This window comes from Kocuria sp. CPCC 205261 (genome assembly GCF_040981025.1).
Taxonomy (GTDB): Bacteria; Actinomycetota; Actinomycetes; order Actinomycetales; family Micrococcaceae; genus Kocuria; species Kocuria marina.
The window spans coordinates 1-5,152 of record NZ_JAVKPU010000026.1; the positions used below are offsets into that span (position 1 = coordinate 1).

General features: G+C 68.7%; 6 protein-coding genes. All 6 read right to left on the reverse strand.

Going from position 1 to position 5,152, the window contains the following annotated elements:
• Positions 1-549 (reverse strand): HD domain-containing protein (locus tag RF646_RS13145; RefSeq protein WP_368836222.1); only part of this gene is annotated, 549 nt, incomplete at its 3' end.
• Positions 550-804: 255 nt separating this feature from the next.
• Positions 805-1,377: a hypothetical protein gene (locus RF646_RS13150; RefSeq protein WP_145007929.1), complete on the reverse strand. Its 573-nt coding sequence runs from the start codon at positions 1,375-1,377 to the stop codon at positions 805-807.
• Positions 1,378-1,397: 20 nt separating this feature from the next.
• Complete coding sequence (locus RF646_RS13155) at positions 1,398-2,177, reverse strand: hypothetical protein (protein ID WP_368836223.1); 780 nt, start codon at positions 2,175-2,177, stop codon at positions 1,398-1,400.
• 303 nt (positions 2,178-2,480) lie between these two features.
• Entirely contained in the window at positions 2,481-2,612 is a 132-nt protein-coding gene (locus RF646_RS13160; protein WP_260856910.1) for a hypothetical protein, read from the reverse strand.
• A 699-nt stretch (positions 2,613-3,311) separates the two neighbouring features.
• Positions 3,312-3,563 (reverse strand): hypothetical protein, encoded by a 252-nt coding sequence (locus tag RF646_RS13165; RefSeq protein WP_318541542.1) that lies wholly within the window; start codon positions 3,561-3,563, stop codon positions 3,312-3,314.
• Between the two features lie 400 nt (positions 3,564-3,963).
• Positions 3,964-4,641: a hypothetical protein gene (locus RF646_RS13170; RefSeq protein WP_368836224.1), complete on the reverse strand. Its 678-nt coding sequence runs from the start codon at positions 4,639-4,641 to the stop codon at positions 3,964-3,966.
• Positions 4,642-5,152: the final 511 nt, after the last annotated feature.

Below are 5,152 nucleotides of genomic sequence, written 5' to 3' on the forward strand. Positions count from 1 at the left end.
ACGGTAGACCAGCACCCTGTGCGCATGAACCGCTGTGGACACCCGAGGATTACCTGACTTGCCCCGAGGTGCTGGGCCGGGCCCCACACACCGTTTATCGGACAGTCCCACGGCGAGCGCGGCGCGGGCTTGGGCGTATTTGGTTTCTAGGCGGTGGCGGGTGTGCTCGTCCAGGAGTTGCAGGCGTTGCGGGTCGGTGTTGTCGTCGATGTCGGCCTGTTTTACGGCTCGGGCCAGGGTGTTGGTGGCAACGCGCTGGTAGTAGTTTTCGCGGGTTTCGTGGGCGCGGTGGGTGAGTGCGTCAACGGCGGCGACGATGGTTGGGGGGAAGTGCTCGGTGAGCTCCTGCAGGGTGATGGGGGTGTCTTCTACTACGTCGTGGAGCCAGGCCACTGCTTGGGCGGCTTCGGTGAGCTCATCGGGGGCGTAGCGGCATACCCGGATGCTGACGCGGCGGGGGTGGTCGATGTAAGGGGCGCCGGCTTTGTCGGTTTGGCCTTCATGGGCTGCGGTGGCCATGGAATGAGCGCGGTCGATGAGTGCGGTCATGGCTGTTCCTGTCGGGAGTAGTGCCTGCGGCAGCAGGTGGGGCCTCGACCCCGATTACAAAAGCAACAATACACTACTGGTCACAGTGGGTGAAAGTGGCGGCTGCTGGGCCTTTCCGCGGGGTGGGGCACCGGGTGAACGACGATCGCCTGGGTCTGCCTCGTTCAGCGCGGTGTGCTCTTCCCGGCCTGTGCTCGACGGGACGGGCGGGGGCAGGTGCGGCGTGCTAGATCGCAGGTGATGAGTCCCTTATCGTTATTTGCTGACAACCCGGGCTTGCACGGCTGTGTTCTCCCCCCGCGCAGTAGCCCTCAATTCCAGTGGGGGCTCCTGTGGGGAGAGGGGGCGCTGATCCCACTGGGATATGAATTGGCGGGCAGCGCTGCCCGTGCCCGGTCCGTAGAGAGCAAGGGTGCGCCAGGATCGGTGCCGGCGCGCCTGGGTCATCAGCTGGCCCAGGCCGGGGGCAGTCATCGGGCGTAGGCCGGTGAGTTTGCTGGTCAACCCCATCTCCGCATTGGTCCGCTTCTCCGTTGGGGGCTGCGCCTCGTAGCGCTGGAGCATTCGGGCTGCCACGTCCCGGCGCCTGTCCAGCCGCGGTACGCGCACAAGCAACCCCGCTGCCTCTTCTGCGGTGATCGGGGTGTAGGTGCCGCCCTCATCGCCGAAGAGAAAGTCGTTCTCCAGCTGCGTAGCCCGATGCCACAGACCTGTGTTGGGCACCCACTCCCACAGAACCTCTGCTTCGGAGTCATCGGCAACGATCACGGCAGTCTCGGGAGGCTGGCCGGGGAAGCGTGCCCGATAAAACGTGATCATCAAGATCACCTACTTTCCTTTAATAGCAACTAACTATAACGTTTTTTGCTGACAGTAACACCCAATCGCTCGCTCAAGGTGTCCAAGTTCGCAGGGGCCTGCAGCTGTCGGTAGAGCTCCTTGCCCTCCCGGTTAGCGGCCAGGCGCTCCGCTCGCGAGCGCGAGGTGTCGCGTGAGACTTCGTAGAGCAGGTGGGACTGGTCTTTGATCTGCTGGGAGGTCTCGGAGTGGATCTGCAGTTCTGCGATCTGGCCGTCTGCGTGCTGCACGAGTAGGTGCACGCCCTTGTAGAAGTTGCCCTCGAGGTAGGACTGTTCGGCCTCGATCACGTCCCAGCCGTTGGCGCGCAAGGTCTGGACGGTGGTCACAGTGGTGACGGTGATCTGGTCGTGGTCCTCGCACACTGCGGTGTAGCGGGTGGTGTCGGTGATGGTCGCCACCGCGTCCTCGGCGGCGAGGTGTGTGCCGGTGCGTTCCGCGCGTTCCTGCTTGGTGTTGATCTTCCGCGCCAGAGACGCGGGGGATTTGAGACGGAAGGCGGTGCCGTGCAGGTGCCCGCCGGCAGCTTGAGCTGCGGTGTCCATGTCGGTGAAGGTGCGCGCATCCGCGGCGGAGGCTTCCTCGATCGTCTTTACGGCGGCACAGGCCGTTTCCTGGGGATGGTTCTCCCAGACTTCGGTGAGATCCGATTCGGCCCACTCGAGGTCAGGAGCCCCGGGGGTGTGGGGCGCGAGGTCGTGAGCGGTGAGTTTGGCCAGGCGCCGGGCGTCGGAGCACCGGCGCCCACCGTCGGCTACGGATCGACACATGGGCCTAGAGTATGCGTCCCCTACACAATTTTCGTGACAAATCCGCGCGCAAGATCCTGTTCGCCGCCGCCGAGGTGAGCAGCTGGGAGGGGTTCGAGCGCCGGGAGCTCACAGACCACACCGACTGACCCCAGCACGACAGACCGCACCCCCGACCGCGAGCGCCGACGGCCCCTCGTGGCCGGGGGTGCTGCCGTAGGTCACCGGCGCCGGCGCCCTGGGGGTGGTGGCTCAGTCGCCGGGGGCGCGGCCCCCGGTGGGGGGGGCTGCTGGGTCTTGGCAGTCCCCCCACCGGGTGGTGGGTTAGTCGGTGGTTGCGGTGTTGTCGTCTTCCTCGGTGGTGAGGGTGATGCGGCGGGTCTGGGCGATGATCACGCCGGTGCGGGTGGCGATGGTGGGGCCGTCGGTGATCTCTTCGTGGATTTTCTGGCTCATGGTGTCGTGTCCTCGCGCTCGGGGTATGGGGCCTGTGCCCCGCTAACAAGTACAACAATACACAACAATTATTATTCTGTATACCGGCGGGCCGGATCAGTCGCGGGGGGGCGTGGCGCAGGTCGATGCCGAACGTGGGGCGGATCTGGGAGGCGGTGTTCAACGTCCACCGGTGATCACTGGGGGAGGAGGGGATGACCACCACGGCCCCGGGGTGATCGGGGTGGGTCACCCGCCGGTGGCGGCTGGTGTCGGTGGTGATCTGGAACCCGTGGTCGGTGAGCAGTCGCAGGAACTCCCGGCCCCCGCTGGGGATCGTGCGCGCCGGACGGGCCCTGCGCCCCCGCCGTGCGGGCCGTGCTGGCGCTCGCGGCGGGTCACAGGCGGGTGCGGGCTGCGGGGTGCGGGGGTAGACGGCGAGCACGGTGGCCCCGTCCTCGGCCACCACCACCTCCAGGGAGGCCCCGGCGTAGATGGTGGCCCCACGGTAGCCCGGGCGGGTGTGCTGGGGCTCGGCCACGATGCCCGCCACGGCCTGGCGGGTCACACCGTGGGCGCGCATCCACCTTGCGGCGGACGCCACGATGCCCGGACCGCGAGCGCCGCCGGTCTCCTGGTCACCGGGAGTGCCGGTGGGAAACCGGACTCGCCGCCCCACAAGCGAGGGCCCCGGGTGGTGACCCGGGGCCCTCGTGGGTCCTAGACCCAGGTGGGGCGGACCCCCGCCTCTCCGAAGTCCTTCAGTCGGGCGGAGATCCTGTCGATCGTCTGCCGGGCGTCCCGAACTTCCTCGGGGCTGGGGGCGCCGTTCCTGTTGAACATGTTCATGTGCGTGCGCAGGATCACGCGGCAGTTGTCGTACACCTCGTTGAGTGCCCCCAGGTGCATCTTCCCGATCTCGCTCACACTGAGATTCAAGTTGCCGTCGTACTCGCGGAACGTTCGTTCCATGGTGTGCTCCTCTATGTAGTTGCCAATGGGGCCTCATGCCCCGCTAACAAAAACAACAATACAGTACAGACTAGAGGTGCGCAAGTCGGCTACATTGGCGGGACACCGCCCAGCGCGTGACCGGGCCCGGTGGCCCCTCGATCCCCACGGTGCCGCGCCTGCGCACTGCGAGCGCTGGGGCGGTGGCCGCTCACCGGGGCCCGGGCCGGTCGCGGTGGCGGGGTGCCCGTCGGCGCTGCGGGGGGCTACTCACCGCGAGCGCCCACGCCCCGCGCGTGCGGGGCGCACGGGGGTGTGTGGGGTGCTGGGGTGGGGTGCTCGCGGGGGCCTGCCGGTGCCCCTGTGGGGGCCTCCCCGGGCCTGTGAGGGCCCTCATGGGCCCGGGGAGGGGGTGGGCCGGTCAGGCCCGGATGACCTGCACCCGGGTGCCCACGGCGGGGGCCGCGTCGGGCATCACGCGCGGGATGGTGTCCCACACCGTCTCGGTCTTCACCCTGGGCACTTCCACGGCGGTGACCCGCTCGGCGGTGTCCTGGTCCATCAGGTGCCCGGCGGTCTCAGCGGCGCGCAGGGTCTCCACGGCCTGGGAGACGGTCACGGCCCATTCCCGCTCTTGGGGCTCCATGTCGTAGGGCATCGGGGACCAGCAGGCCCCGAATGCTTCCATCAGTCCGTCCACCCCGGTCACGGTGGTCAGGTCGCCGTTCTCGCTGGGCCCGATGAGGAACCCGAACGTGTAGCCCTCGGGGGTGAGGTTCACCAGGAACGTGCCGTTGTTGTTGTCGCACTCGGTGGCGGCGGCGGTGGAAACGTCGTCGTAGAGGCTGATCCCGGAGGCCTCGGCGGTCGCACGGTTCACCTCGTAGACGGCGGCCACGCCCTCGGCCACCTCGGAGGTGGGCCGGTAGTAGTGGCCAGCGGTCACGGCCTCCAGGTGCTCCACCACCTGCGCGGCGCAGATCACCATGTTCGGGCCGTGGCGCCAGTGGTGGTGACGGCCGATCCGGTGGCGGCGGGGCCCGCCGAACGTGGTGGGGTCAGTCTCGGCGGTGATGAAAAGCTGGGTGCGCTGGGCCATGGTGTTCCTCCTGGGGAGTCGGTGTCCGGGGCCGTGTGCCCCGCTAACAAAAACAACAATACACATAAAGTAAAGCGCGTGCAAGTCCGGCTCTGCATCATCCGTGATCACCCCCAGGCCACGCACACACGGGGGTACTGCGAGCGCCGGAGGTCTCGGGGTCGGGTGGATCACGCGCGGGCCGTGCCTGGGGTGACCGCGCTCGCCGCACGCGGGCGCGCGGGCTCAACGGCGGGGCGGGGAAGCGCGCGCCCCCGGCGGGCGCTCGCGGTGGTAGTCCCCGGCGTGTGCCGCCCGTGGCCGTGCCTGCCTGTGGTGGGGGAGCGCCCGCGTGGAGTCCCCGGGGGTGTCCGCGCGGTCCCTGGCGGCCTGGCAGGGCGCGGGGCGCTGTCTGGCGCTGCTGGGGCCCCGCGCCGGAGCGTGGGGAGTGTGCGCGGGGTGCTCACCGCGAGCGCCGCCGGTCTCGGGGCTGGGGTGGATCACGGGCGGGCCGCTGGCGGGCTGTTCGCGC

Bases quoted from the DNA above. Each gene is read 5' to 3' on its own strand.
- RF646_RS13155 (WP_368836223.1), bottom strand. From the start codon at position 2,177: ATGTGTCGATCCGTAGCCGACGGTGGGCGCCGGTGCTCCGACGCCCGG.
- RF646_RS13160 (WP_260856910.1), bottom strand. From the start codon at position 2,612: ATGAGCCAGAAAATCCACGAAGAGATCACCGACGGCCCCACCATCGCC.
- RF646_RS13165 (WP_318541542.1), bottom strand. From the start codon at position 3,563: ATGGAACGAACGTTCCGCGAGTACGACGGCAACTTGAATCTCAGTGTG.
- RF646_RS13170 (WP_368836224.1), bottom strand. From the start codon at position 4,641: ATGGCCCAGCGCACCCAGCTTTTCATCACCGCCGAGACTGACCCCACC.